Genomic DNA, 25,482 nt, shown 5'->3' with positions numbered 1-25,482 from the left:
GCCTGGCGCTCAGGTGCCGGAGCCTGGCGCTCAGGTGCCGGAGCCTGGCGCTCAGGTGCCGGAGCCTGGCGCTCAGGTGCCGGAGCCTGGCGCTCAGGTGCCGGAGCCTGGCGCTCAGGTGCCGGAGCCTGGCGCTTCCGTTGCCAACGCCGCGGCCTCGACAGCTCGGCGTTGGCAGAAAGGCCAGTAGCGTCCACAGGCGCCCAGGGGTGCCTACCTCGCGCCCTGTCGAGCTGACCGCACAAACGGATCGGGCCGTCCGCCACCCGGGCACTAGCACAGACGGGTCAGGCCACCCAACACCCGGCCGCTCACACCAACGGATCAGGCCACCCGCAGCCCCAGGCGCTCACACCAACGGATCAGGCCACCCAAGGCCCGGGCGATAGCGCCAACGGTTCAGCTCGACAGGGCGCAGGGGCCACTTGACCGCCCGGGCTGGGGATGCCTCGCCCAGGGCCCTCGCCGCCGCTGGCGACGCACCGACCCAGCACGGGCTGTTCGTCACCCGCGTGGTGGGGCGGTGGCGACGAAGGCGACGGTGACGACCAGGTCGGCGATGGTGAGGGTGCGCCACAGCCAGTCGACGCGGGGCGGCACCGCCAGTCCATGCCGCTGCCACCAGGCGGCGATCGGGACGTCGGTGAGCTTGGCCAGGCATTCGGCACGGGTCCAGCGGGCCCAGAAGTCGGCGGTGCCGAAGCGGCGGGCCAGCGCCGTCGGCACCGGTGCGCCGACCCGCTCGGCGTCGATCGCCACCCGCCAGCCCGGGACCGGCGGTGCGTACCAGCCGACACAGCGGCCGTCGTCCAGATAGCTGCGGGTCACCGCGCCGGCCGACTCGACCGGTAGGGCCAGCCGCAGGTGCCGATGCGCGACCGCGAGCAGCGATGCCACCGACGGCACCCGCGACCCCACCGCCCGGGCGCCCACCGACGGTGCCGCAGCGCCATGGGAGGGCGCCCCGGGAAAGCCACAGCCGCCGGTGGGCGCCTCCGGTTGCCGAGGGCCGCCGGTGGGCGCCATCGGTTGCCGAGGGCCGTCGGTGGGCGCCTCCGGTTGCCGAGAGCCGCCGGTGGGCGCCACCGGTTGCCGAGAGCCGCCGGTGGGCGCGTCGGTTGGCCGAGGGCCGTCGGCCCGGGACCAGCGCTGGTCGGGGTCAGATCGAGGCGGCACCGTCGACCACGAGGACCTGGCCGTTGATGTTGGTCTGCTCACGCAGCAGCATCCGCACCACCGGCACCACCTCCTCCGGCTCGGTCAGGTGACCGGTCGGGGTGCGACGCACGATCTGGTCCAGTTGGGTCTGGCCCAGCACCGCCGACATCTCCGAGGCGAAGAAGCCGGGTGCGACGGCGTTGACCAGGACCCGCCCGCCCAACTCGCGGGCCAGCGAGCGGGTGGCGGCGTCCATGGCGCCCTTGGTGGCCGAGTACGCGACCAGGCCGGGGAAGCCGCGCTGTCCGCAGATCGAGGTGATGTTGACGATCCGGCCGCGCCGCCCCTGCGCCAGCATCCGCCGGACGGCCAGCCGGGTGAGCTGCAAGGGCGCGGTCAGGTTGGTCTCGATGATCCGGGCCAGGTCGGCGGTGGCGGTGTGCACGTGCAGCGAGTCCTGACCGACGGCGGCGTTGTTGACCAGCCCGTCGATCGGCCCGAGGTGTTGCTCGGCGGCGCGGACGAACGCCTGCGCGGCGGCGAGATCGGTGACGTCGACCGCGCCGACGTGGCACCGCTCGGGATGGACGTCGCCGAGCTTGGCCAACTCGGGGGTGACCGTACGGGCGAAGGCGGCCACCTTCAGGCCCGCGTCGAGCAGGTCGGTGACGATCGCGAGGCCCAGCCCACGCGACCCACCGGAGACGAGCACCACAGTGGACGGCGGGACAACCTGGGCGTGCGGGGCGGGATCAGACATCACTCTTCAGGGTCTCCTTGACGGGAATCTCGGTCAGCACCCGGATCCGGCGCGGCACCGCGTACTCGGGCAACCGGTCGGCGCACCAGCGCACCAGCGCCGCCTCGTCCAGGTCCTGCGCCGCGACCACCTCGGCGACGACGAGGTGCCCGAGCAGCGGCGCGCGGCGGGCACCGACCCGGGCCCAGGCCACCCGAGGATGGGCGGTCAGCACGTCACGGACGCCACCGGCGGACACCTTGCTGCCACCGACGTTGATCTCGTCGGAGTCGAGTCGACCGGTGATCAGCACCCGGTCACCGACGACCTGCGCCCGATCGCCGGTGCGGACCGGGCCGGCCAGCCCGGCACCGTGGTACGGCGAGGTGACGATCAGCTCCCCGTCGCGTACGCCGAGGGTGGGCCGTCCGGGTGCGGCCCGGTCCAGCCACGCGGCCGGAAAACCGGCCCGCCCGTCGTGCACCACGATGGCCGCGCCGACCTCCGAGGAGGCGTAGATCCAGGAGATCCGGGTGGTCGGGAAGACCTGGCGGAGCCGATCCAGGATCGCCTGGTCGACCGGCTCACCGCCGAGGGTGAGCTGGCGCAACGGCACCCGGGCCAGCGCGGCGGGATCGCGGTGCAGGGCCCGACGCCAGAAGGTCGGCGTGCCGGAGGCCGCGTCCACGCCGTGCGCGGCGGCCAATGCCGGCCAGTCGTCGAGCTGGTCCGGTTCCACCACCACCAGGTGCTGCCCGGGCTGGGTCAGCGACAGCGTCACCACCTGCCACCAGGCGTAGCTGCCCGGGGCGTACGGGCACAGCCAGGTCCGGCCGGGCTGCTGGCCACGGACGGTGGTCAGCGACTCCAGGGTGTGCCCGACCCGCTTGGGCCGGCCGGTGGTGCCGGAGGTGAGCAGCCAGAGACGGCCGGCTTCGGGCGCACGTGGCCGGGCCGGCGCGAGTCCACGGCCAGCGGCGTCGGTCACGGTGAACCCGGCTGCGGACAGTTCCTCGCGCAGCGCCGCGTCCACCCGGCTGGCCGTGGTGAGCAACAGTTCGGTGCCGTGCACGGCGTGGTGGCGTGCGGCGGCGAGGGCGTCCCGGGCGTGCTGCGCGAGGAGCACGGCCGGGGCGAGCAGGGTCAGCTCCGGCAGGTCCCGCCAGGACAGCGTGACGCCGTCGACCACGACCCGGTTGTCGGCGCCGGCCGGGTGCGGTACGGCCGGCCGGGCGGTGTCGACGCTCACTGTCGTTGCAGCTCGGCGAGGAAGTCGAGGACGTCACCGACGCTGGTGATCCGGCGTAGGCCCGCCGCGTCGAAGTTCAACTCCTCCCCCGTCTCGTCCTCCACCCGCAACGCCAACTCGGAGAAGTCCAACGACCGGAAGCCGATCTCCCGCAGATCCGCGGCGTCATCGTCGGGCAGCACCTTGCCCTGGTTCTCCAGAACCTGTCCCATGAGGTCGCGAATCTGCGCGCGACTCAATTCCGTCATGCGGCGGAGTGTACAGCCAGGTCAATCAGGATTAGGGTGCCCGGTGCCCAGGAAAACAGATCAGAAAGCGAGCGGTACGTGCTGCGTGACGCCACCGGAGACGACGTTAACCTGATGTTGTCCTGGCGTAATCAGGAAATCAACCGACAGGTCAGCAAGACGCACCATGTCATCACCGCCGACGAGCACGCGCGCTGGTGGGCGGGCACCCGGACCGACCCCACCCGGCGGGTGTTGACCTACCTGCACGACGGCACGCCGTGCGGGGTGGTCAACTTCTTCGACCTGCGGTTCGACGGTCCGCGTACCGGCTCCTGGGGCTTTTATCTGGACGCCGACGGCCTGGCCGAGCGGGGCGAGACCCTGCCGGCCTGGCTCGGTGTCATGCGGGCCGCGGTGGACCATGCCTTCGACGTACTCACCCTGGACCGGCTCGACGGCGAGGTGCTCGCCCACAACGCCGTCGTACGGCAGATGAACCGACGGTTCCGATTCGTCGAAGGACCCGGTCGGCCGGAGATCCACGACGGCCGGGAAATCACCGTCATCCCCATTTCCCTCGATCGCGCCGCACGCCGTCGGCGTTGATTTTCACACCGTCCATCAATCGTTCACGAAACGTTTGTTCCGAGCCGGCCATTCACCGGCCGAGCGGGTTCGGTTAACCGCAGGGCGGGTGCGCGTTAACCGGCCGGCTCTAGCGTCCCACCCGGCCGACGGGGCCCCGACGCCCCACCGGATCACCGACGAACACGGGAGCACCACATTGAGCGAGCTGAGTGGATCGTCCATCCTCGTCACCGGAGGAACGGGTTCCTTCGGCAGGACCTTCCTGCGGCACCTCCTCGCCGAGGCCGACCCGGCGCGGGTGGTGGTCTTCTCCCGCGACGAGCTCAAGCAGTACGAGCTGCGCCAGCAACTCGGTGACGATCCCCGGCTGCGCTGGTTCATCGGCGACATCCGCGACCGGCACCGGCTGACCCGGGCGATGCACGGCGTCGACCACGTGGTCCACGCCGCCGCCCTCAAGCAGGTCGACACGGCCGAGTACAACCCGTCGGAGTTCATCGCCACCAACATCACCGGGTCCCAGCACGTCGTGGACGCGGCGATCGAGGCCGGGGTGAAGAAGGTCATCGCGCTCTCCACCGACAAGGCGTCCAGCCCGATCAACCTGTACGGCGCCACCAAGCTGGTCGGCGACAAGCTGTTCATCTCCGCCAACCACTACGCCGCACACCACCCGACCCGGTTCGCCGTGGTCCGCTACGGCAACGTGGTCGGCAGCCGTGGCTCGGTGGTGCCGCTGTTCCGCCGGCTCGCCGCCGAGGGCCGCAGCCTGCCGATCACCGACAAGCGGATGACCCGGTTCTGGATCACCCTGGACCAGGCGGTGCAGTTCGTCATGGACTCGTTCGACCAGATGCAGGGCGGCGAGCTGTTCGTGCCGCGCATCCCGAGCATGCGCATCCTCGACCTGGTCGAGGCGGTCGCCCCGGACGCCACCACCCACGAGATCGGCATCCGGCCCGGCGAGAAGCTGCACGAGGAGATGATCGCCCCGGACGACAGCCGGCGGACGCTGATCGCCAAGGACCGCTTCATCGTCCAGCCGACCATCGCCACCTGGGGCTACCAGCCGCCGCTCGGCTGCGAACCGGTACCCGACGGCTTCGCCTACCAGTCGGACACCAACGACGAGTGGCTCAGCGTGCCGCAGTTGCGCGACATGCTCGGCCTGCCGGCATGACCTTCCTACCGTACGGCCGGCAGTCGGTGACCGACGACGACGTCGCGGCCGTGGTCGCCGCGCTGCGCAGCGACTGGCTCACCACCGGCCCCGAGGTCACCGCCTTCGAGTCGGAGCTGTCCGGCTGGGCCGGTGGGGCCGGGGTGGCCGTGGTCTCCAACGGCACCGCGGCGCTGCACGTCGCCTACGCGGCGGCCGGGATCGGCCCGGGCGACGAGGTGATCGTGCCGCCGATGACGTTCGTCGCCACCGCCAGCAGCGCCGCCGCGCTGGGCGCCCGGGTGGTCTTCGCCGACGTCGAGGAGGAAACCTTCACCCTCGACCCGTCGGCGGTGGCGGCGGCGACCACCGAACGGACGAAGGTCGTCGCCGCGGTGGACTACGCCGGTCACCCCGCTGACTACGACGCGCTGCGGGTCAGCCTCGCCGGCAGCGGCGCGCTGCTGCTCGCCGACGCCGCGCACTCCATCGGGGCCACCTACCGGGGCCGCCCGGTCGGGACGCTTGCCGACCTGACCACCTTCTCGTTCTTCCCCACCAAGAACCTGACCACCGCCGAGGGCGGCGCGGTCGCCACCGGCGACCCCGAGTTGCTCAAGCGGGCCCGCCGGTTCCGCAACATCGGGCTGGTCCGGGAACGGGACGAACAACGCTGGCCCGACGAGGGCGGCTGGCACCAGGAGGTGCACGCCTTCGGGCTGAACTACCGGCTGCCGGACGTGCTCTGCGCGCTGGGCCGCAGCCAGCTACGCCGGCTCGGTGACTTCCTCGCCCGGCGGGCCGAACTGGTGGCCCGCTACGACGAGGCGCTCGCGGACCTGCCGGGCGTACTGACGCCGGGTCGGCGGCAGTGGGCGGCCCCCGCCTGGCACCTGTACCCGATCCGGGTGCTCGACGGTCGCCGCCGCGAGGTGTACGACCGGATGCGGGCCGCCGGCATCGGGGTGCAGGTGAACTACATCCCCGCACACTGGCACCCGGCCTTCGCCGACCTCGGCTACCGGCGGGGCAGTTGCCCGGTGGCCGAGGCGTTCTACGCGCAGCAGTTGTCCCTGCCGCTGTACCCGGGCCTGCGCGACGCCGACCAGGAGCGGGTCATCGACGCACTCGCCGCGGCGTTGCGCGGCGTCCCGGTCCGCCCCGCCGCCTGAGGGGGTCGGCCGCCGATGCACCACGCGAACCACTTCTACGGCCACGCCCACGTGCTGGCCCGTTACGCGGGGCTGGGCGACGGGCATCCACCCCGGATCAACGGGTACGTCCAGCACGGCTGGAACATCGGCGACGGCCTCGCCCCCGGGCACCCGTACGCCGAGGGCACGCCGAGCCTGCTCTGGTCCGAGCAGACCCGGCGGCGCGCCTGGTCGGTCGGGCGGCGCAACGTCACCGTGATCGGGGCGCCGTTCAGCTACCTGCTGGCGATGGCTGACGAACCGGAGTCGCCGCAGCGGGCCGGCACCATCTGGTATCCGTTCCACGGCTGGGAGGGCCAGCACGTCGAGGGGGACCACGAGAGACTCATCGCCCAGATCCAGGACACCGAACCGGGGCCGGTCACCGTCTGCCTCTACTGGCACGAGCACCGGATGCGCCGGGTCCGCCGACGCTACGAGAACGCCGGCTTCCGGGTCATCTGCCACGGCTACCGGGGCCACTGGTGGACCAACACCGATCCGGACTTCCTGGACCGTCAGCTCACCGAGCTGCGCCAGCACGCCCGGGTCGCCTCCAACCGGCTGACCAGCGCCATCTTCTACGGCATCGCGGCCGGTTGCGCCCCGGCGGTGTACGGCAACCCGATGGTGCTCGCCAACGAGGACCCGACCTTCGGCGGCACCGCCCGGATCCGCCGGCAGTGGCCCGAGCTGCACGGCGAACAGGTGCACCTGCCGACCGCCGTGGAGATCGCCCGTGCCGAGTTGGGCATCGACCACCGCTACCCACCCGCCGCCCTGCGTGAACTGCTGGGCTGGGCGTACCTGCGCGAGGAGACCACGTGACAACCGAGACGGCGCCGACGGTGGCGCTGCCCGGCGGCGAGATGCTGACCTGGTCCGACCAGCGTGCGGAGGGCGGTAACCGGCCACTCGCCGCGTTGGCGGCACGGCTGGTGCCGGCCGGCGCGAAGGTGCTGCTGGCCGGGCCGGCCGACCCGGCGGTGCTCGACGCGTTGGGTCAGGCCCGCGTCACCTGCCTGCTGCGCGGCTACCCGGACGCGGCAGCAGTCGCCGGCCGGGTCGACCGGGTGGTGGTCGCCGGAGCTGCCGGCCTGCCGTACGGCGCCGAGTACGACGTGGTGATCGCCGCTGGCGGGCTGGACACCGTCGAGTCGGTCGAGGGCACCCGGCTGGGCTGGGGCGGGGTGCTGGCCCGGTTGGCCGCCGTGGTGCGTCCCGGCGGCGCCCTGCTGTTGCGGCTGGACAACCCGCTCGGTGTGCACCGGCTGGTGGCGGCGTCCGGCTGGTACGTCGGCCGCGACGACGCCGAGTGGAGCGTCGGCGGGGTGCTCGACGACAGCCGCCCGGCCAACCTGGAGCAGTTGCGGCTCCGGCTCGGCACCGCCGGGCTGCGGCTGGGCGACTGCTACGCCGGGTATCCCCACCCGGAGGCGACCACCGCGTTGCTGGCGACCGAGGCGTTGGCCCGGCAGGCCAGGTCCGGGCTGTTCGACGCGGTGCTGCACGATGCCTGCACCAGCGGCTACGCCGGTCGGTCCGTGCTCGCCGACCCGGCCCGGCTGGCGGTGGACGCGCTGTACGCCGGCCGGGCGGCCGACCTGGCCCCGTCCTGGCTGGTCCTCGCCCACCGGCCGGACACCGGCGGCCACCAGCCGATGACGATCCTGGCAGCCACCGCACCGACCGCCGCCACGGCCACCGGTGGCCCTTCGGCAGTCACCGCCACCACGGCCCACGGCGACGCCACGGCCCCCGGCGACGCCACGGCCCCCGGCGACGGGGCGGGACGGCTGCCGGTGGCGGTGCTGTGGGCCGGCAGGTCGGGCGGTCGGATCGTCGAGGTCGTCGACGGTCCGCACGGCTGGCACTGGCATCGGTCCGGCCCGGTCGTCCCCCGGTCGGCGCCCGCGCCGTACGCCAGCCGGGAGATCGCCCAGCTCGACCCGGCGGCGCCGCACGGACCGGTGCCCGACGGGCGCCTGCTGCGGAGCCTGCTGCTGGACGGCTGCCTGCGCCGCGACACGGCCCTGCTACGTCGGCTGCTGCGCGGGTACGCCGACTGGCTCACCGGCCAGGCCGACCACGGGCGGCTCACCGGCGCGGTGGCGCTGGCCGGGGTGGACAACCTGGTCGTCGCCGGTGACCGTTTCGCGGTGCTCGACCCGACCTGGCGGGCCGACGAACCGTTACCGGTCGACGTGGTGCTGGCCCGCGCCCTGTGGCGCTTCGCCACCGACCTGCTCACCGGCGGATACGCCCACCCGTGGACCTCCACCCTGGACGTGGCCGGCCTGACCGTGGTGCTCGGTGGCGTGGCGGGACGGGACTTCGACCGGGCCGTTGTCGACGCCGCGCTGGACATCGAGGCCGCCGTACGGCGCGGACTGCACGCCGACCGGGCCGCCGGCCCCGACGCCGAACCGGTCACGCCCACCGACCCGCCACCCGGGCGGCACAGCTACCAGCAACTACGCGACGCCTGGCTACGACAGCGCGACGAGAACACCCGGTTGGCCGCAGCGCTCAGGTGGACCGAGGAGCTGCTCACCTCGCGGGAACGCGCGCTGCGCCGGGCCGAGGCGAAGCTCGACCTGCTCAGCGGCACGGTGGGCTACAAACTGGCCCGCCTGGCCATCACCCCGGCCCGGATGGCCAGGCGTGGGGCGGGAGCCGCCAAACGACGGGCCCGTGCGGCCCTCACCCGCAAGGAGGGCACCGGTGAGTGAACGGATCGTGGGCATCGTCCAGGCCCGGATGGGCTCGTCCCGGCTGCCCGGCAAGGTGCTGCGCCCGCTGGCCGGACGCAGCGTGCTCGGCCGGGTGGTCCGGGCCGCCGAGGACAGCGGGGTGCTCGCCGACCTGGTGGTGGCGACCAGCACCGACCCCTCCGACGACGCGGTGGTCGCCGAGTGTGACCGGCTCGGGGTGGCCTGGCACCGGGGGCCGGTGGACGACGTGCTGACCCGGTTCGTCGGCGCGCTCGACGCGCACCCCGGGGACGCGGTCATGCGGTTCACGGCCGACTGCCCGCTGCTGGACCCGGAGATCGTCACGCTGGTCGCCTCGGTGTACCGGGCGGTGCCCGGGCTGGACTACGCCAGCACGTCGATCGCCCGTACGCTGCCGCGCGGGCTGGACGTCGAGATCATCCGGGCCGACGCGTTGCGCACCGTGGACCGGCTCGCCACCGAGCACCACCGGGTGCACGTCACCTCGTACGCGTACCGCCATCCGGAGGTGTTCCGGGTGCTCGGCGTTACGCTCACGCCGGACCGCTCGCAACTGCGGCTCACCCTCGACACCGAGCCGGACTGGCACCTGGTGCGTGCGGTGGTCGACCAGTTCGGCGACGTCAGCGTGCCGCTGGCCAAGCTCGCCGACTGGCTCGACGGACAGCCGGAGCTGCGGGCACTCAACGCCGAGGTCCGGCAGAAGCGGTTGGAGGAGAGCTGAAAACCCTACGTGTCGGCCTGCGTTGCGATGCCGGTCCCCAGCGTGGCGTCGGGCATCTGGTCCGCTGTCTCGCGCTCGGTGAGGAGTTGCTGAGCCGGGGTGCGCGGGTCGAGGTGTTCGGCACGGTGGCCGGCGTCGACTGGGCGGCCGGCCAGCTCGCCGCCCGGGGCATCCCGCTGCGTCCCGGCCCGGACACCCCGGACCAGTTGGTCGAGGCGGCTCGCCGGCACGACCTGGACGTGCTGGTGCTCGACTCGTACGAGTTGGATCCGGCCGGGGCCGGCGCCCTGCGCGCGGCGGGCGTACTGACCCTGGCCATCGTGGACGGCGACACCCGGGGACAGGATGCCGACCTCTACCTGGACCAGAACTTCGGCACCGAGCTGAGGGTGTCGGCCGGCCGGCTCCTGGCCGGCAGCCGGTACGCCCTGCTGCGTGCTGAGGTGCTGGCCGCCCGGCCGGCGGCGGCCCGCCCGGCGGCGCCGGTGCAGCGTCCATCGGTGCTGGCCTTCTTCGGCGGCACCGACGCGGTGGGCGCGGCGCCGCTGCTGGCCGAGGTGCTGCTGTCGACCGGCCGGCCGATGGCGCTCACCGTCGTCGCCGGCCGGCCCGCGTTGGCCGCCCGGCTGGCCCGGGTCACCCCGGCGCCGGGGCAGTCGCTGGCGGTGGTGCCACCGACCGGCGAACTGCCCGACCTGATCGCCGCCGCTGATCTGGTGGTCAGCGCGGCCGGCACGTCGACGTGGGAGCTGTGCTGCCTGGGTGCGCCGTCGGCGCTGGTCTGCGTCGTGGACAACCAGCGTGCGTCGTACCACCGGGTGGTCGCCGCCGGGCTGGCCGCCGGGCTCGGCGAGCTGCCCGACCTGGTCGCCGACCCCACCGCCCGGGCCGCCGCCGCGCGCACCCTGGACGAGTTGCTGACCAGTGGGGTACGCCGGGCGGCGCTGTCGCAGCGGGCCCGGTCGGCGGTCGACGGCCGGGGCCGGACGCGGGTCGTCGACGCGATCCTCGACACGCTACGGACGACCAGATCAGTAGAACGGGTGCACTAATCACCTGCCCGGGGGTGCACGGCTCCGACCAGGTGATCCTGCTGCGGGAGGTGCCGTGGCGGGCCGACCGTTGCCGCACCGCCCCACCGGCGTCGCCTGACGTGCAAGGAAGGGCACCTTATTAACGCCTCAGGTAGAGGAAGGGCCCCTTCCTAACATCGCGGGCCGTCGACATTCGGCCGTTACCGTGCCGACATCCCGCCCCGCGACGGCCGTGCTAGAAACTACGTCCAGGGTCGATCGCCCCCGTCAGCACTTCGACGCAAAGGGGCCACCCATGACCCAGACCCCCACCGGGCCGCGTTCCCGCTGGTCCCCCTGGTCGCTACACGGCGACGGTCGCACCGTACGCCCCGGCGACGTGGTGCATCCCGACGAACGACTCTCCTGGCCCCGCACCCTGGGCGTCGGAGTGCAGCACGTGGTGGCGATGTTCGGCGCCACCTTCACGGTGCCGCTGATCACCGGTTTCCCGCCGGCCACCACGCTCTTCTTCTCCGGGCTGGGCACCCTGCTGTTCCTGCTCATCACCGGCAACCGGCTGCCGTCGTACCTCGGCTCGTCGTTCGCCTTCATCGCGCCGGTGCTGGCGGCCAAGGCCGGCGGCGACATCGGCCCCGCCCTCGGCGGCATCGTCGTGGCCGGCGTCGCGCTGGCCCTGGTCGGCCTGGTGGTGCAACTCGCCGGGGCAGGTTGGATCGACCGGCTGATGCCACCGCTGGTCACCGGCGCCATCGTGATGCTGATCGGGTTGAACCTCGCCCCGGTGGCCTGGGACGGCGGCGGCGACGGCGGGGTCAAGGCCCAACCGCTGATCGCGGTCATCACGCTCGGCGCGATCCTGCTGTTCACGGTGTTGTTCCGGGGCTTCCTGGCCCGGCTGTCCATCCTGCTCGGGGTGCTCGTCGGCTGGCTACTCGCCGCACTGACCGGCGGGCTGGACCCGGCCACCGTCACCGGGCTACGGGAGGCCGCCTGGATCGGGTTGCCCGAGTTCCACACGCCCAGCTTCAGCCTGCGCGCCACGGTGCTGGTCATCCCGGTGGTCCTGGTGCTGATCGCGGAGAACGCCGGCCACGTGAAGGCCGTCGCGGCGACCACCGGGCGCAACCTGGACCGGGACATGGGCAAGGCGTTCATGGGCGACGGCCTGGCCACCGTGCTCGCCGGCTCCGGCGGCGGCTCCGGCACCACCACGTACGCCGAGAACATCGGCGTGATGGCGGCCACCCGGGTCTACTCGACCGCCGCGTACTGGGTGGCCGGGCTCGCCGCCGTGCTGCTCGGGCTCAGCCCGAAGGTCGGCGCGCTGATCCTGACCGTGCCGGCCGGCGTGCTCGGCGGCGCCACCACCGCCCTCTACGGGCTGATCGCCATCCTCGGCGCCCGCATCTGGCTGGACAACCGGGTCGACTTCCACGACCCGGTGAACCTGCTCACCGCCGCCGTCGCGGTGATCATCGGCGCCGCCGACTACACCCTCAACGCCGGCGACCTCTCCTTCCACGGCATCGCCCTAGGCACCGCCGCCGCCCTGCTCACCTACCACGGCATGCGCCTCACCGCCCGCCTACGCAACACCACCCCACCCCCACCCCCACCCCCACCCCCACCCGCCGCCTGAACCGCCCTGTTGATCAAGAAGTTCTGGTCAGGACGAGCGCGAATCATGACGCAAACTTCTTGATCAACAAGGCCAAGCGGGGGGTGGGTCAGGGGCGGTCGATTTGGTGGCCGATCACGGTGGGGCCGAGCATGACGGCGAAGCCGGAGCCGTCGCGGCGGGGGTCCTCGGCGGGCAGCGCCACCGGCTCACCGTTGGCGGTGGCGCCCACCGGGCGGGGGCCGACCCAGGCGACGACCACGTCGGTCTCGCCCTTGAGGAAGCGCTGGGCGCGCACCCCGGCGGTCGCCCGCCCCTTGCCCGGGTACGCCGAGAACGGCGTCACCTTCACCGTCGCGCCGGTGGAGGTGACCACCATCGGCGCACCGTGCTCGGGATCGTCCGTGCGGACCGCGCCGAAGAAGACCACCTGCGCTCCGGCCGGCAGGGCGACGCCCGCCATGCCACCCCCCTTGAGCCCCTGCGGGCGGACCAGCCCGGCGGGGAACCGCAGCAGCCCCGCCGCGCTGGTGAGGAAGGTGAGGTGCTCGGCGCCGTCGGTGAGCCAGGTCGCCCCGACCACCTCGTCACCCTCCCGCAGCCCGATCACCTCGAACTCGTCGGACCGCACCGGCCAGTCCGGGGCACACACCTTCACCACACCATGCCGGGTGCCCAGCGCCAGGCCCGGCGAGCCCTCGGCGCTGGCGCCGAGCGGCGCCAGCGCGACGACCGTCTCCCCCGGCTCCAACGGCACCAGCTCGGCCGCCGACATCCCGCCGCGCAGCGACACCGTGCCGGCCTGCTCGGGCAGCACCGGCAACGGCAGCACGTCCACCTTGAACGCCCGACCGGCGCTGGTCACCAGCAGCACCCGGCCCCGGGCGGTGGAGTGCACCACCGCGCGTACCGCGTCGTGCTTGACCCGGCCGTGCCGGCGCCGCCCCTCGGCGGCCTCCTCCGACTCGGCGGCGGTACGCGCGACCAGGCCGGTGGCCGACAGGATCACCTGGCACGGATCGTCGGCCACCTCCAGCGGAGCGGCCGGCGCGGACGCGGCGAGCACCTCCTTGAGGTCACCGTCGACGAGGGTCGTCCGGCGCGGCGCGGCGAACTGCTTGACCACCGCCGCCAGCTCGTCGGAGACGAGCTTCTTCAGCACGTCCTCGTCGTCCAGGATGGTGGACAACTCGGCGATCTCGCCGCGCAGCTTCTCCTGCTCGGCCTCCAACTCCAGCCGGTCGTACTTGGTCAGCCGGCGCAGCGGGGTGTCCAGGATGTAGCTCGCCTGGATCTCGGAGAGCTTGAACTGCCGCATCAGGCCGCTCTTGGCCGCCTGGGCGTCCTCGCTGGCCCGGATCAGCTTGACCACCTTGTCGATGTCGAGCAGGGCGATCAGCAGCCCGTCGACCAGGTGCAGCCGCTCCTCCCGCTTACGCCTGCGGTACGCGCTGCGCCGGGTCACCACCTCGTAGCGGTGCGCCAGGAACACCTCCAGCAGCGCCTTGAGCCCGAGGGTGCGCGGCTGCCCGTCGACCAGCACCAGATTGTTCACACCGAACGACTGCTCCAGCGGGGTGAGCCGGTAGAGGTCGGCGAGCAACGCCTGCGGGTTGACCCCGACCTTGCACTCGACGACCAGACGGGTGCCGTTCTCCCGGTCGGTCAGGTCCTTGACGTCGGCGATCCCGGTGAGCCGCTTGGTCTTGGTGACCTCGTTGGTGATGGCCGCGATCACCTTCTCCGCGCCCACCCCGTACGGCAACTCGACCACGGTGATCGCCTGCCGGCCCCGGCTGCCCTCCAGCGGGCCGATCTCCACCTTGCCGCGCATCCGGACCACGCCCCGGCCGGTCTCGTAGGCCCGGCGCACCTCGTCGAGACCGAGCAGCAGACCGCCGGTGGGCAGGTCGGGACCGGGCACGAACTCCATCAGCTTGTCGAGGGTGGCGTTCGGGTGCCGGATCAGCCACCGGGCCGCCGAGACGACCTCACCCAGGTTGTGCGGGATCATGTTGGTGGCCATCCCGACCGCGATCCCCGAGGTGCCGTTGACCAGCAGGTTCGGGAAGGCGGCCGGCAACACGGTGGGCTGGGTCAGCGAGCCGTCGTAGTTGGGCTCGACGTCGACGGTCTCCTCGCCCAACTCACCGACGAGCAGCATCGCCTCCCGCGACATCCGGGCCTCGGTGTTGTGGTTGACAAAGCCGCCCGCAAGGAACGAATGGTCCTCTGTGTCGACGCGGAGCGAATAGACCTCTGCTGGTTCACAGGGCGTCACCTCGGTGATCCGCTCGAACCGGTAACCCGAATCCATCACCGGCAGAATCGTCGCGAGCACCTCGGGATCCTTGATCCGGTCAATGATGCGGAGCCGTTCGGTCTCCCAACGCTCGACACGGTCGAAGTTGTGCTGCGTCAGCCATTTTCGGCCCGACCCACGCTTGTCGAAAGCGAGCGCGCCCCGGACGTAGTCCGCCACGAACGGCACATGATCTTCGCTGGGTCGATGCGGACGCAGCGGCGAACGCTTCAGCACCTTGTGCAGTATGGCCTGCTTGGTGCGGAGGAAACCCACCCGGGTGGCGAACGCCGTGATGTTCCGCAACCCCGAGATCACCAGCCGGTGCTCCACTGAGCCGCTGGGGCGCGTATGTTGCCGCCAACACGCGATAACGCCGAACTCCGCCAGCAACTCTTGGGTCTCACGAGTCAGGCGTTCACTGAAGCTTGTGTACTGAATGGTGAAGCTGTCCTTGGCCACCCGGACGCCGCCATCTCCTTCGAACAGCGCCATCAGGAAGGCCCGCTTCACGCCCCAGCCGCCAGTCCATACAAACTGCGGGATGAATTTGTCCCGCGCCTGGCAGCCGATCAACTCGCCGAGCGGACTCGCGCGGAAGGCTTCCATTCCTCCCACGTGTTCCTGGACATCCAACTCCTGGATGCGTTCACGGTCGAGGCGGGTGTGCCGCTCACTCACATGGCGCCGTCCACCCACGATCTGGTCGTAGGCGTGCAACACCTCACCGAAGAAGTGCTCGTCGGTGTTGTTGAAGCCTGCCCGGGACTCGCTCGCGAACCCCTCCGAGACCCAGGCCCCGCCAAGGACTCCCAGCATGTACTCCCCGGCCGTGGGAGTTACCTGGTACCAGGCATTTCGCGCGACACAGACCACCGTGCCGGGTGCGACCTCATCGAGGCGCCGCCATTGGAACACCGGCACGCCGAGCGGCGCGTCCAGGCACAGGACCAGATGATTCTCGCTACCCCGGAGCGAGAATCCGGCGTCGGTACGGATCCGGATGGTGGGGTGAACGCCCGAGTTGAAGACCTTGCTCGCCCGGACAGCCTTCCCGTCCTTGTCCAGTACCTCGAAGTCGACGTCAGCCTCGCTATCCGGGGAAAGATCAACCAGCTCGCCGATACGAGGACTCGACCCATCGGCCAGGCGAACGCGGGTATCCCCCGTGACGCAGTAGCGCGCCGCGGCCGGTCCGTCGTCCGGGCTGCCGAAGTTCCCATGCCCGTCGATGAGGGGCGCGTTGAGCGAGAAGTCCTGCGCCAACCGGACCATCGCGTCGTAGATCGCGGTGTCACCGTGCGGGTGGTAGCGACCCATCACGTCGCCGACCACCCGGGCCGACTTGACGTGCGCGCGGTCCGGCCGGAAGCCCGACTCGTGCATCGAGTAGAGGATGCGCCGGTGCACCGGCTTGAGGCCGTCGCGGGCGTCCGGCAGGGCCCGGGAGTGGATGACCGAGAAGGCGTACTCCAGGTAGGAGTCGGAGACCTCGGTGACCAGCGGGTTGTCGAAGACCCGCGCGCCGGCCCGGTCGAACGCGGAGTGGTCGACCTTCGTTTCCTTGCGGCGTGCCATGGCTCAGCTTTCCTTCCGAAGAACCCGATGGTCAGGCGTCGATGGCGTCGCGGTCGACGCGGTCGGCGGAGTCGATCAGCCAGTTGCGGCGCGGCTCGACCTTCTCCCCCATCAGCAGTTCGAGGATCCGCTCGGCGGCGTCGACGTCGTCGAGGGTGATCCGGCGTACCGCCCGGGTGGCCGGGTTCATCGTGGTCTCCCACAACTCGTCGGCGTCCATCTCACCGAGACCCTTGAACCGGGGAATCGGGGTGACGATCTGCTTGCCGGACTGCTCCAGCCGACGCACCGTCGCCTCCATCTCCGCCTGGGTGTAGGTGTAGACGGTCTCCGGGTTGCGCCCCTTGGTGGTGACCTTGTGCAGGGGTGGCATCGCGGCGTAGAGCCGGCCCGCCTCGATCAGTGGGCGCATGTAGCGGGCGAAGAGGGTGATCAGCAGGGTCCGGATGTGGGCGCCGTCGACGTCCGCGTCGGCCATGATGAGCACCCGGCCGTACCGCATCGCGGAGAGGTCGAACGTGCGGCCCGATCCGGCGCCGAGCACCTGCACGATGGCGGCGCACTCGGCGTTGTCCAGCACCTGCTGGAGGTTGGCCTTCTGCACGTTGAGGATCTTGCCGCGAATCGGAAGAAGGGCCTGGTATTCGGCGGAACGGGCAAGTCGCCCCGTGCCCAGGGCGCTGTCCCCCTCCACGATGAACAGCTCACTGCGGTCGATTCCGGAGGCGCGGCAGTCGACCAGCTTGGCCGGCATGGCGGCGCCTTCGAGGGCGGTCTTGCGGCGGGCGGCGTCCTTCTGCTGCTTCTGGGTGAGCCGTACCCGGGCCGCGTCGACGATCTTCTGGAGGACCGTACGCGCCTCGGTCTTGGTCTTGCGGTCGTCCAACCAGGACTTGACGTGCTGCTCGACCAGCCCCTGCACGACCTTGGTGACCCCGGCGGTGGAGAGTTCGTCCTTGGTCTGCGAGGTGAACTGCGGCTCGGGCACCCGCACGTGCACCACCGCCGTCATGCCCTCCAGCACGTCGTCCAGGGTGGGCGCGTCCTCCTTGGCCTTGAGCAGGCCACGGGTGTTGCGTACGGCGTCGGCGACGGTACGCGCCAGGGCCCGCTCGAAGCCCTTGCGGTGGGTGCCGCCGTGCGCGTTGCGGATGGTGTTGGTGAAGCACTCGACGGTGCGTTCGTAGCCGGTGCCCCAGCGGAAGGCGATCTCGATCTCGGCGCGCCGCTGCACGTTGGACTGCATGACGCCGTTGGCGTCGGCGGCGTTCTCCCGGTAGGTGCCCTCGCCGGTGACGAGCAGGGTGCCGGAGACCGGCCGGTCGCCGGCCGGGGCGAGGAAGTCCACCATGTCGGTGAGCCCGTTGGGGTAGTGGAACTGCTCCTCGGTCGATTCCTCGCCGGTGTGGTCGCGCAGGGTGTAGCTGACTCCGGGCACCAGGAAGGCGGTGTGCCGCAGCTTGGCGCGTACGGCGTCGTGGTCGAGCGCCGCGCCGGTCTCGAAGTAGCGGGCGTCGTACCAGTAGCGGATCGAGGTGCCGGTGCGCTGGCCGCGCTTCACCGCGCCGACGACCTGGAGGCCGGGGCCGGCGGTGAACGGCGCGTCCGGGCCGTCGCCGTCGAAGATGCCGGGTACGCCGTGCCGGAACGACATGGCGTGCACCTTGCCGCCGCGGCGGACGGTGACGTCGAAGCGGCGCGACAGCGCGTTGACCGCGGAGGCGCCGACGCCGTGCAGGCCGCCGGAGGTCTTGTAGCCGGAGCCGCCGAACTTACCGCCGGCGTGCAGCCGGGTGAGTACCAGTTCGACGCCGGAGATGCCGGAACGGGCGTGGACGTCGGTGGGGATGCCCCGACCGTCGTCGTCGACCTGCACCGAGCCGTCGGCGTGCAGGGTGACCTCGATCTTCTTGGCGTGGCCGGCAACGCCCTCGTCGGTGGAGTTGTCGAGGATCTCGTTGACGAGGTGACCCACGCCACGGCTGTCGGTGGAACCGATGTACATGCCGGGCCGTTTGCGGACGGCATCCAGCCCCTCAAGATGCGTGAGGTCGTCGGCCCCGTACAGGGTCTCAGGCTCTGCGGTCAACTCCGTCGTACTCCCCGGTCTCGGCGATGTGCTGCCCCGCACCGTCGGTGGTCGGCCCAGCATGGGCTCGGCCGCAGCGAGCGTAGCCGTACGCCCCGACACGTGACGCGGACACCCGCGCGGCACGCCGCAGGAGGCCGCTGCTGGTGGTACTGCCGCGGTCAACGCCCCGGCTCCCGGCCTTATGCCCGTTGGGCGGGGCGGTGGGTCTCCCGGGCGGAGATTTAACTCCCGCCTGACCCATGTGTCACAGCTATTTCCCGTTGTTGACGTGCGTCACACCTGCGTGATTCCATCACGCACAAGAGGATCTTTCATATTTAGATGAACGGATGGGGATGCCATGTCCGGGTTGCGTCGTACCGCCGCCGCGATGGCCCTGGCCGTCGCCGCGGCGACCCTTTCCACCGCCGTGACGGGCGCCGCCCCCGCCGCGGCGGCGCTGCCCACCGCGGCGGTCGCCCTCGGCGACAGCTTCATCAGCGGCGAGGGAGCCGGGGCGTACCAGCCGGTGGTCGACTCGGCCGGGGTGGCGCAGGGCTTCCCGGGCTGGACCGCACCGAACAGCAACGCCTTCTTCTGCCACCGGTCGGCCAACGCCTCACTGCATCGGGCGACACTGCCCGGCATCCAGGACCGGTTCAACCTGGCCTGCTCCGGCGGCCAGCCGCACGACATCGCCGCCGCCTCGTCGGCCCGGGCCAGTGGGCGCCAGGTCGCCGCCCAACTCGACCAGCTCCGTGCGGTCGCCCGGACCCACGACATCGACGTGGTGCTGATCGGCCTCGGCTCCAACAACAGCTCGTTCACCTTCGGTGGGGTGGCCGAGAAGTGCGCCAACCGGTTCATCGCCGACGCCTGGACCGGCTGGTGGGAGTTCTGGGCGTACCTCAACGGCCCGGTGGAGCAGAAGCCGTGCAGCGACGCCGACCTGGCCACCGCCGCCCAGCTCAGCGCCGCGACCGCCGAGACCACCGCGGCGGTACGCCAGATCCTGACCACCCTGCGCGAGGTCGATGCCGACGGTCAGCACCGGGTGGTGTTGCAGGACTACACCAACCCGCTGCCACTGGAGTTGGAGGGGTCCTACCACTCGGAGGACAGCCGGGACGACACCCGGGACAAGTTCCGCGCCCTCGGCGCCGAGCGGTACGCCGCCGGCTGCCCGATCCACCGGGCCAGCCTCGCCCCCGGCCACCGCTTCTCCCAGGGCCTCGGCACCATCGTGCGTTCCAGCCGGGACACCCTGGCCGCCGAGTTCCCCGGCGCCGACCTGGTCTACCTCAACGTGCAGCGGGCCTTCGACGGCGCGCGGCTGTGCGAGAACTCGAACAGCCCGACCGGCACCCTGGCCACCCCGATCCGGTTGATGGACAACCCGCCCAACGGCACCTTCGTCACCAGCCTCTCCGGCAAGGACAAGATCGCCATCCAGCGGATCGCGAACACCTGCGTGACCTACTTCCAGACCTGCCAGGAGTCGTGGCACCCGAACGCCGCCGGGCACCAGGTGCTCGGGCAGTGCCTGTCCGGCGCCGCCACCACCGCCGCCCGCTCGGTGAGCTGTGTACGCGCGTCGAACGGCACGATCAGCGTCTCCTGAGCACCGCCCGTACGCCGCAGCGCTCGACCCACCTCGGGCCGGGCGCCGCGGCGTACGGGTCGCACGACCGGCTGGCCGCTGAATGCGCGCGGACCCGGATCCGGCCGCCGGCGCCGGCCGAGGCGGGGCCACGCAGCGGACCTACCCGCCGGTAACCTGATCTGGTGAGCGCGACGGTGGAATACGTGCAGGACTTCGTCCAGGTCGACGGCGCCCGCCTCGGCATCCAGGTCTATCCGGAGCCGGCAGGCCCGGCAGGGGCGCCGGTGGTGCTGATCACGCCGGCGATGGGCGTCCGGGCCCGGTACTACCGGCCGTTCGCCGCCGCACTACACGCCGCCGGACTGGCGGTGGTCGTGGCCGACCTGCGCGGCACCGGCGAAAGCACGCCCCGACCGAGCCGAACCTGCCGGTACGGCTACGCGGAACTGGCCGCCGACGTCGGTGCCGTCCGAGCGGCCCTCAAGAGCCGGCTCGACGGGCGGCCCACCCTGCTGCTGGGACACTCCCTCGGCGGGCAGGCCGCCGTACTGCACCTGGCCCTGCACGGCGAGCAGGAGATCGACGGGTTGGCGCTGGTCGCCGTCGGGATCCCGTACTGGCGGGACTTCGCCGGCCCGCGCCGCTACGGCGTGCTGCCGTACACCCAGGGCATCGCCGCCACGAGCCGGCTGCTCGGCGTCTGGCCCGGCTGGGGGTTCGGTGGCCGGCAGGCGCGCGGGGTGATCCGCGACTGGGCCCACACCGCGCGGACCGGCCACTTCCCGCAGTTGCACGGGGTCGACACCGAGGCCGCGATCGGGCGGATCCACACCCCGGTGCTGGCGGTCAGCGTCGACGGCGACCAGTACACTCCGCATCCGACGCTGGACCGGCTCTGCGCCAAGCTCACCGCGGCCCCCGTCGTACGCGAACGGCACGCCAGCTCGGGCGGCGCCGCGCTGGATCACTTCACCTGGGTACGCCACGCCGCCGCGCCGCTGGCCGCGCGGGTCGCCGAGTTCGCCGCCACCCTTCCCCGGCGTTGAGGCGACACCGCCACGGGCCCGGCGATTACCGCCCCGCAACGGGGGTAAGCCGCAGCGCTCGAAACGGCGGAAGGGGACGACATGTCGGACAGCCACACCACCCTACGATCCATGCACGACCTGGGCCTGGCGGCCTGGTTCGGTGGCTCCCTGATGGGAGCCTTCGGCGTCAACGGCGCCGCGGCCCGGGTCGGGGACTCGACCCAGCGACTTCCGGTGGCCTCGGCCGGCTGGTCCAAATGGACCCCGGTCAACGCCGCCGCCATCGGCGCCCACCTCGCGGGCGCGGTCGGTGAACTGGTCACCGAGAGCCCTCGGATGGCCGCCCAGAAGGGCGTCGGTCGGGCAAGCACCGTCAAGACGGCGCTGACCGTCAGCGCCCTCGCGGTGACCGGCTACAGCCGGCTGCTCGGCATGCGCCTGGCCAAGGCCGGCGGGCCACCCGTGCAGGGCGCCACCGAACCGAACCAGCAGACGCCGTCGGACGTGGCCTCCTACCAGCGGCAGCTCAAACTGCTCCAGTGGACGATCCCGGCGCTGACCGGCGCGCTGATCGTGGTCACCGCGTACATGGGTGAGCAGCAGAAGCCCGGGCAGGTCCTGCGCGGCATGCTCGGCCGGGCGAACGGCATGATGCACGCGCCGAGGACGATGGCCAAGGGCATGGGCCTGATGCACATGTCGAAGGCGATGGGCCGCAACGCCCGCCGGATGGCGGCGATGCAGGCGGTCCGCCGGCAGATGACGATGTCCGGCCGCTGAGCGCCGGCGGCAGCATCCGGACCGCCGGCCGGTAACCGGCGCCGATCAGCGAGGTGGCCATGACGGACAGGGACAGGCAGGACCGGGGCCCCGAAAGTGTCGAGCCCTGGGGGACGACGGGCGGCTTCGACGCCGACCCGCCCTGGGGTGCCGGTGCCGACTCACCGATGGACGAGGGCAGCGAGGACACCGCCGTACCGGAGGGCCGGCGCGGTGAACGGCGAGCGGGTGAGACCCCCGAGGAGCATCCGCTCGCCGGCCGGCACGGGTTCGGGTCGGTGGAGCCGACCAGAACGCCGGCCGCCGGTCCGGGCGCACCCCCGGATCCGGCGCCGGCACGCCGCCCGTTTCCCGAGGAGGTCGCCGACGAGGACCTGCCGGACAACGCGCTGGAGGAAGCGACCGGCATGCGACCGGAAGGGGTGTCCTGGCGGAGTTGACCGGCTGATGTGCTGCCGACCTGGCCGGTTGGTGCTGCCGATCTGACCGGTTGGTGTGCTGCCGACCTGGCCAGCTCATCGGGGCGGTGACCGGTCGGCTCCGGCGGCGACCCCGACGGTGCGGGCGGCCGTGGCGGCCGGCGCCCCGAGCAGCTCGGCGAGCCGTTCGGCGTCGCGCTGAGCCTGCCCGGCGCAGCAGTTGTTGAACAACACGTGCAGCTCGTCGGCCTGCCCGGCGAGTTCGGTCAGCAGTTCCGACCAGCAGCGCAGTTCCCGGTCGCCATAGGCGTACCGGAACCGGTCCTCCTTGTCGCCGCTGTCCCATTCGGTGCTGTGCCCGTGCATCCGCACCATGGCCAGGCCGGCGGTGGCGACCAGGATCGGTGGCACCGACTCGGGGCGGTCCTGCGGCATGTCCACGCCGCAGTTGGTCAGCTCGTGCTCGCGGAGAAAGGCCAGCGTCTCCAGCGCCGCCGGACCGTCGAACCAGGATCCGTGCCGCAGTTCGACGGCGACCCGCCAGGGTCGGCAGCGGTCGGCCAGTTCCGCGATCCGACGCCGGGCCGCGTCGCTGCGGGCCAGCCACGGCGGGAACTGCAACAACACCGCGCCGAGCCGGTCGGCCGCCGCGATCGGGGCCAGCGCCGCACGGAACCGGCGCCACAGCTCGTCGTACGCCGGGGACGGCAGGTCACGCCGCCGGATCCGGTCCGGCCCGCCGGCCGGACGCAGGTCGGCGGGGAGGGTGGCGACCGGCGTCGGGTGGCCGGTGAAGAGGCGGTACGCCTTGACGTTGAAGGTGAACCCGTCCGGGGTCGCCTCGACCCAGCCCTGCGTCGTCTCCGGCGTCGGCACCGCGTAGTACGACGTGTCCACCTCGACCAGCGCGAACCTGTCGGCGTAGTAGCCCAGCCGACCGGCCGGGTCGTTCACCTCACGCGGGTACCAGCCGGAACGCAGCAGCGTCCGGTCGGCCCACGAGGACGTGCCCACCTTGATGACAGTCATGTAATTCAGTGCACCGCCGCTCGGCCGGATCGGCAACCGCTGGCGGCCGGCCGGCCCCGCCCCTTGTTAGCGTGCCGTGATGAGCCTGCGACCTCGACCCCGGACAGTGGACGCACGGCTCGACCGGGTGCTGACGGCGCTGCTGGCCATGCAGCGGCAGTCCTGGGAGCAGGGGGTGGCCGCGCACGCGGCGCTCGATCTCGGGCTCGACGAGCTGGTGGTGCTGCTGGCCAACGCGGCGGTGACCCGGCAGCACCCGGACGGCCGGCTCGGTGACGCCGGTGCGGAGCAGGGTGCGGTCAACGGGGCGGCCTGCGGCGAGGCGGTACGGCACGCGGCGGCGCTCACCGGTGCGCCCCGATTCGCCGCCGCGTTGCGGGCCCAGTCGCGCTGGTTGCTCGTCGACGCGCCCCGCGCTGCCGACGGCACCCTGTTCCACCTGCTCGGCACCCGAGAGGTCTGGGCCGACACGGTGTACATGGTGGTGCCGCTGCTGGCCGCGACCGGGCATCCGGAGCTGGCCGCCGCCCAGGTGCGCGGGCACCGCGAACGGCTGCACGACGCGGACACCGGCCGCTACGCCGCCCGCTGGGACGAGAGCCGCGGTCGCCTGACCCATCCGCAGCACTGGGGCACCGGCAACGGCTGGGTGGTCGCCGGGATCAGCCGGGCCCTACGGCTGTGCGCCGACTGGCCGCCCGGCGTACGCGAGGAACTCGCCGGGCACGCCCGCGAGGTGATCGACGCCTGCCTGGCGTGCCGTGGCGACGACGGGCTCTTCCCCGACGTGCTGGACGATCCGGGCAGCTTCCGTGAGGCGAACGTGGCGCAGATGCTCGCGTACGCGACGCTGACCGGCGTCGCCGACGGCTGGCTACCGGCCTCCTACGCCACGGTGGGCCGGGAGTTGGTCACCGCCGCCGGGCGCCGGCTCGACGCCCGTGGGCTGGTGACCGGGGTCAGCGGGGCGCCAGAGTTCACCGCCCCGGGCACCTCCAGCGAGGCGCAGGCGTTCCACCTGCTGGCCCACGCCGCCCTCCGTCGGCTGCCGTCGGCCGGGGTGGCCGACCGGCCGTGACCCTGCCGGCCGGGCCACGGTAGCGGGCCGAGGTGGGTTTGCGCCGACCTGTGCTGGGGAGCCCGTCCGCAGGCGACAGCGGACGACGGGAGGCAAGGATGCGTGCGCTACGACTGCCCGCCTGGAAGACCGAGCCGGAACTGGTCGAGGTCGACGAGCCGACACCCGGCCCGGGTCAGGTGGTGGTGAAGATCGGTGGTGCCGGCGCCTGCCACTCCGACCTGCACCTGATGCACGAGTTCGAGGCGGGAGTCGTGCCGTGGGACCCGCCGTTCACCCTTGGCCACGAGAATGCCGGCTGGGTGCACGCGCTCGGCGCCGGCGTGACCGGGCTGGAGGTCGGCCAGCCGGTCGCCGTCTACGGTCCGTGGGGCTGCGGCACCTGCGCCCGCTGCCGGGTCGGCGCCGACAACTACTGCGAGAATCCGGCTGCGGCCCCGGTGCCCGGCGGCGGTGGCGGTCTCGGCCTCGACGGCGGGATGGCCGAATACGAGCTGGTGCCGGCCGCCCGGCACGTGGTGCCACTGCCCGACGGGCTGGACCCGGTGCACGCGGCGCCGCTGACCGACGCGGGTCTCACGCCGTACCACGCGATCCGCCGGTCCTGGCCGAAGCTGCCGCCCGGCAGCACCGCCGTGGTCATCGGCGTCGGTGGGCTCGGCCACGTCGGAGTACAGATCCTCAAGGCCACCACCGCGGCCCGGATCATCGCCGTGGACACCCGGGAGGAGGCGTTACGGCTCGCCGCGGAGTTCGGCGCCGACCAGACGCTGCGCTCGGGCGAGCGGACCGTCGAGGAGATCCGCTCGGCCACCGGCGGGCGGGGCGCCGACGTCGTACTCGACTTCGTCGGCGCCGACGCCACCCTGAAGATCGCCGCCGCCGTCGCACGTACGTTGGGCGATCTGACCATCGTCGGCCTCGGCGGCGGGTCACTGTCGGTCGGCTTCTTCTCCGTGCCGTACGAGGTCAGCATCCAGACCACCTACTGGGGCAGCCGACCGGAGCTGATCGAGGTGCTGGACCTGGGCGCTCGCGGGCTGATCCGGCCGAAGACGACCACGTTCGAACTGGACGACGCGATGAGCGCGTACCGGCGGATGCAGGACGGCACGCTCGAAGGCCGGGCCGTCATCGTGCCGTGACCACCGGCTCGTGCGACCT

General features: G+C 72.2%; 20 protein-coding genes and 3 pseudogenes. 14 read left to right on the top strand and 9 right to left on the bottom strand.

Features of this window, described 5'->3' with window-relative positions:
- Window positions 1-504: 504 nt before the first annotated feature.
- The 4 genes from E0H26_RS23210 to E0H26_RS23195 form a co-directional block, all read right to left on the bottom strand.
- Entirely contained in the window at window positions 505-897 is a 393-nt protein-coding gene (locus E0H26_RS23210) for a hypothetical protein (RefSeq protein ID WP_240742325.1), read from the bottom strand.
- Between the two features lie 262 nt (window positions 898-1,159).
- The gene (locus E0H26_RS23205) at window positions 1,160-1,918 is read right to left on the bottom strand and encodes an SDR family NAD(P)-dependent oxidoreductase (protein WP_131307185.1); all 759 of its coding nucleotides are present in this window, start codon (window positions 1,916-1,918) and stop codon (window positions 1,160-1,162) included.
- The gene (locus E0H26_RS23200; protein ID WP_131307183.1) at window positions 1,911-3,146 is read right to left on the bottom strand and encodes an AMP-binding protein; all 1,236 of its coding nucleotides are present in this window, start codon (window positions 3,144-3,146) and stop codon (window positions 1,911-1,913) included. The genes E0H26_RS23205 and E0H26_RS23200 overlap by 8 nt, the downstream gene beginning before the upstream one ends.
- On the bottom strand, window positions 3,143-3,394 hold the full coding sequence (locus E0H26_RS23195; RefSeq protein WP_165521966.1) for a phosphopantetheine-binding protein: 252 nt from the start codon (window positions 3,392-3,394) through the stop codon (window positions 3,143-3,145). The genes E0H26_RS23200 and E0H26_RS23195 overlap by 4 nt, the downstream gene beginning before the upstream one ends.
- 78 nt (window positions 3,395-3,472) lie before the next feature.
- Between E0H26_RS23195 and E0H26_RS23190 the strand changes: the two genes are divergently transcribed.
- From E0H26_RS23190 to E0H26_RS23155, 8 genes are all read left to right on the top strand, one after another.
- Entirely contained in the window at window positions 3,473-3,982 is a 510-nt protein-coding gene (locus E0H26_RS23190; RefSeq protein WP_131307181.1) for a peptide chain release factor 2, read from the top strand.
- 178 nt (window positions 3,983-4,160) lie between these two features.
- On the top strand, window positions 4,161-5,144 hold the full coding sequence (gene pseB, locus E0H26_RS23185; protein WP_131307179.1) for a UDP-N-acetylglucosamine 4,6-dehydratase (inverting): 984 nt from the start codon (window positions 4,161-4,163) through the stop codon (window positions 5,142-5,144).
- Window positions 5,141-6,295: a DegT/DnrJ/EryC1/StrS family aminotransferase gene (locus tag E0H26_RS23180; protein WP_131307176.1), complete on the top strand. Its 1,155-nt coding sequence runs from the start codon at window positions 5,141-5,143 to the stop codon at window positions 6,293-6,295. Before pseB ends, E0H26_RS23180 begins: the two co-directional genes overlap by 4 nt.
- A gap of 15 nt (window positions 6,296-6,310) precedes the next feature.
- The gene (locus E0H26_RS23175) at window positions 6,311-7,144 is read left to right on the top strand and encodes a hypothetical protein (protein ID WP_131307174.1); all 834 of its coding nucleotides are present in this window, start codon (window positions 6,311-6,313) and stop codon (window positions 7,142-7,144) included.
- Window positions 7,141-9,048 (top strand): class I SAM-dependent methyltransferase, encoded by a 1,908-nt coding sequence (locus E0H26_RS23170; protein ID WP_131307172.1) that lies wholly within the window; start codon window positions 7,141-7,143, stop codon window positions 9,046-9,048. Before E0H26_RS23175 ends, E0H26_RS23170 begins: the two co-directional genes overlap by 4 nt.
- Entirely contained in the window at window positions 9,041-9,775 is a 735-nt protein-coding gene (locus tag E0H26_RS23165) for a cytidylyltransferase domain-containing protein (protein WP_131307170.1), read from the top strand. Before E0H26_RS23170 ends, E0H26_RS23165 begins: the two co-directional genes overlap by 8 nt.
- Window positions 9,772-10,827, top strand: a complete 1,056-nt coding sequence (locus E0H26_RS23160; RefSeq protein WP_131307168.1) for a PseG/SpsG family protein — start codon at window positions 9,772-9,774, stop codon at window positions 10,825-10,827. The genes E0H26_RS23165 and E0H26_RS23160 overlap by 4 nt, the downstream gene beginning before the upstream one ends.
- Window positions 10,828-11,104: 277 nt before the next feature.
- Entirely contained in the window at window positions 11,105-12,451 is a 1,347-nt protein-coding gene (locus E0H26_RS23155) for a uracil-xanthine permease family protein (protein WP_131307166.1), read from the top strand.
- Window positions 12,452-12,539: 88 nt separating this feature from the next.
- Here the strand turns inward: E0H26_RS23155 and E0H26_RS30485 are convergent.
- The 4 genes and pseudogenes from E0H26_RS30485 to E0H26_RS23145 form a co-directional block, all read right to left on the bottom strand.
- Window positions 12,540-14,621, bottom strand: a pseudogene (locus E0H26_RS30485) (DNA gyrase subunit A); the annotation flags it as partial.
- 393 nt (window positions 14,622-15,014) lie between these two features.
- Window positions 15,015-15,608, bottom strand: a pseudogene (locus E0H26_RS30480) (LAGLIDADG family homing endonuclease); the annotation flags it as partial.
- 81 nt (window positions 15,609-15,689) lie between these two features.
- Window positions 15,690-16,310, bottom strand: a pseudogene (locus tag E0H26_RS30635) (DNA gyrase subunit A); the annotation flags it as partial.
- Window positions 16,311-16,341: 31 nt separating this feature from the next.
- Window positions 16,342-18,399, bottom strand: coding sequence for a DNA gyrase/topoisomerase IV subunit B (locus tag E0H26_RS23145; RefSeq protein ID WP_131307162.1), 2,058 nt, complete (start codon window positions 18,397-18,399; stop codon window positions 16,342-16,344).
- Window positions 18,400-18,742: 343 nt separating this feature from the next.
- On the opposite strand from E0H26_RS23145, the gene E0H26_RS23140 reads away from it, so the two are divergent.
- The 4 genes from E0H26_RS23140 to E0H26_RS23125 all read left to right on the top strand — a co-directional run bounded on the left by E0H26_RS23140 (window position 18,743) and on the right by E0H26_RS23125 (window position 22,232).
- Window positions 18,743-20,002 carry an SGNH/GDSL hydrolase family protein gene (locus E0H26_RS23140; protein ID WP_131307160.1) on the top strand — a complete coding sequence of 420 codons (1,260 nt, stop codon included), beginning with the start codon at window positions 18,743-18,745 and terminating at the stop codon, window positions 20,000-20,002.
- A 176-nt stretch (window positions 20,003-20,178) separates the two neighbouring features.
- Window positions 20,179-21,030: an alpha/beta hydrolase family protein gene (locus E0H26_RS23135; RefSeq protein WP_131307205.1), complete on the top strand. Its 852-nt coding sequence runs from the start codon at window positions 20,179-20,181 to the stop codon at window positions 21,028-21,030.
- Window positions 21,031-21,141: 111 nt separating this feature from the next.
- Window positions 21,142-21,792 (top strand): hypothetical protein, encoded by a 651-nt coding sequence (locus E0H26_RS23130; protein ID WP_240742324.1) that lies wholly within the window; start codon window positions 21,142-21,144, stop codon window positions 21,790-21,792.
- A gap of 59 nt (window positions 21,793-21,851) precedes the next feature.
- Window positions 21,852-22,232 (top strand): hypothetical protein, encoded by a 381-nt coding sequence (locus E0H26_RS23125; protein WP_131307156.1) that lies wholly within the window; start codon window positions 21,852-21,854, stop codon window positions 22,230-22,232.
- A gap of 75 nt (window positions 22,233-22,307) precedes the next feature.
- On the opposite strand, the gene E0H26_RS23120 is transcribed toward E0H26_RS23125, so the two are convergent.
- Complete coding sequence (locus E0H26_RS23120; RefSeq protein WP_131307154.1) at window positions 22,308-23,240, bottom strand: DUF72 domain-containing protein; 933 nt, start codon at window positions 23,238-23,240, stop codon at window positions 22,308-22,310.
- A 79-nt stretch (window positions 23,241-23,319) separates the two neighbouring features.
- On the opposite strand from E0H26_RS23120, the gene E0H26_RS23115 reads away from it, so the two are divergent.
- Both E0H26_RS23115 and E0H26_RS23110 read left to right on the top strand, forming a co-directional pair.
- Window positions 23,320-24,318, top strand: a complete 999-nt coding sequence (locus E0H26_RS23115) for a glycoside hydrolase family 88 protein (RefSeq protein ID WP_131307152.1) — start codon at window positions 23,320-23,322, stop codon at window positions 24,316-24,318.
- Between the two features lie 98 nt (window positions 24,319-24,416).
- Window positions 24,417-25,463, top strand: a complete 1,047-nt coding sequence (locus tag E0H26_RS23110; protein WP_131307150.1) for an NAD(P)-dependent alcohol dehydrogenase — start codon at window positions 24,417-24,419, stop codon at window positions 25,461-25,463.
- Window positions 25,464-25,482 lie beyond the last annotated feature (19 nt).

This window comes from Micromonospora zingiberis (assembly GCF_004331455.1).
Classification (GTDB): Bacteria; Actinomycetota; Actinomycetes; order Mycobacteriales; family Micromonosporaceae; genus Micromonospora; species Micromonospora zingiberis.
The sequence above is the reverse complement of the archived record's forward strand: the minus strand, read 5'-3'. Positions and strand labels throughout refer to the sequence as shown.